Source organism: Gracilibacillus boraciitolerans JCM 21714 (assembly GCF_000521485.1).
In the GTDB taxonomy this organism is placed as follows: Bacteria; Bacillota; Bacilli; order Bacillales; family Amphibacillaceae; genus Gracilibacillus; species Gracilibacillus boraciitolerans.
The window spans coordinates 1-1,619 of the sequence record NZ_BAVS01000079.1; the positions used below are offsets into that span (position 1 = coordinate 1).

The following is a 1,619-nucleotide window of genomic DNA, read 5'->3' on the forward strand; positions in this document are numbered from 1 at the left end:
AGAAAAGTCTGAAATAAATCACTAACTTCTGCTTGAAAATAAGAAAGCATGGCAAATAAGCATCACAGATGACTTTTTAAAAATTCTATGCAATTGGTTTAGACAAATTAAGGTAATGCCTTATCTGGTATCACAATACGAAATCCATGAGATTTAGCTAATAATATGGCCTGTTCTACCGTGATTTCACGGCTTACTGTAAGAACGTCTGCTTTCTGATATAGCTCAGGGTTATATGGTTTCTTTTTCTTTAAAATGTGATAGATTGCAGTTAACAACATTCGTGCGATAGCGATAATGGCACGTTTGTGACCGCGGCGTTTTTTGAGTCTTAAATAGCGGTTTCGGATTTCGGGATGCTTATCGCTTTTGACTACAGCCGTAGCACACTGTACCAAAAGGGGGGTTTGATATATACCCCCCCTGCTCTTGAAACCCTTACTGACTTTTTCTTGCCGGCACTTTCGTTATTCGTAGGTGTTAGCCCTGCCCAGGAACATAAATGTTTAGCTGTCGGAAACACGTCCATATCGGCACCTATTTCTGAAACCACGGCAATGGCTGAAAAGGTGTTTTTAAAAGACGGAACAGTTAAGATCAAATTAATTTCTTCTGTGTAGGGTTTGGCAAGAGAAAGTATTAATTTTTCAAGGTCGGATTTCCGTGCCTTGAGATTATCATAGTGCTGCTTAATAACAGCTAGTTTTCCAGCTTGTTCCGGTGTAATAAAACCATCGATGGAAAGCTCTAGATCTGGAATTTTATTTTTCATTGAACCATGTATGAGTGGTTCGATATCAAAATCCGTATCAGCTGGATTTTCCAGTATTTTCTCTATGATATTCATCGAACTTTTTCCAAAGGTATCGGAGACAACAGATCCAATTTGAATGTTAGAAACCGTTAAGCTGTTCTGAAACCGATTTTTTTTCACTAGAAGTAAAATTAGTCAGTTTAAAACGATAGCGCATAAGGTCTCGTAACTGCCGAATCGCGAGAGGAGGCATAAAGCTTCCAGCTACCAGATCATGTTTGAATAAATCGGCGATCCACTTAGCATCTTTTTTGTCCGTTTTTTTACCACGGATAGCTTTCACATATTTAGGATGTGCAAGTGTGATGTTACAGGAATCCTCTAATACATTGAACACGGGAATCCAGTATTTCCCGGTAGATTCCATACAGACATCTTTACAGTCGTTTTCACAAAGCCATTGTGACAGCTCTCTTAACCCTTTGGTGAAGGTAGAAAAGCGATGGCGTTTGTAAGTAGTAACGCCTTTATTCGTTGAAGCAATACACGTAACAACAAAGGTTTTGTGGACATCAATTCCACAACAAATGGGATAAACAATTTTTAAGCTCATAAAAGAATCTCCTTTCTAGAATATATAGGGATGAGTAGCATTGACTGATGGCCTAGCAATAAACGAGTAATGTTTATACAAAGATAAGTCTGCGTGCTCGAGGTCACACTTATTTGTGCATGAAAAGGCAATCTACACATATAAAAATGCGGTCATTCCGCAACGGAATGGCCCACTCACCTCCACGTGATTTGTAGTTAACTGAGCATCCCTATAAGTCTAGAATAATAAAAATAACGCTCAGCGCAATAG

General features: G+C 38.8%; 3 protein-coding genes. All 3 read right to left on the bottom strand.

Translation table 11 applies throughout. The features are described 5' to 3' along the window. Nucleotides 1–107 precede the first annotated feature (107 nt). The 3 genes from JCM21714_RS22585 to JCM21714_RS22595 are packed head-to-tail and all read right to left on the bottom strand — an operon-like array spanning nucleotide 108 to nucleotide 1,367. Entirely contained in the window at nucleotides 108–398 is a 291-nt protein-coding gene (locus tag JCM21714_RS22585; protein ID WP_235183034.1) for a hypothetical protein, read from the bottom strand. Beyond that, nucleotides 374–934 carry a transposase gene (locus JCM21714_RS22590; protein WP_235183035.1) on the bottom strand — a complete coding sequence of 187 codons (561 nt, stop codon included), beginning with the start codon at nucleotides 932–934 and terminating at the stop codon, nucleotides 374–376. The genes JCM21714_RS22585 and JCM21714_RS22590 overlap by 25 nt, the downstream gene beginning before the upstream one ends. Beyond that, entirely contained in the window at nucleotides 894–1,367 is a 474-nt protein-coding gene (locus JCM21714_RS22595; protein ID WP_235183036.1) for an IS110 family transposase, read from the bottom strand. The genes JCM21714_RS22590 and JCM21714_RS22595 overlap by 41 nt, the downstream gene beginning before the upstream one ends. Between the last annotated feature and the right edge of the window lie 252 nt (nucleotides 1,368–1,619).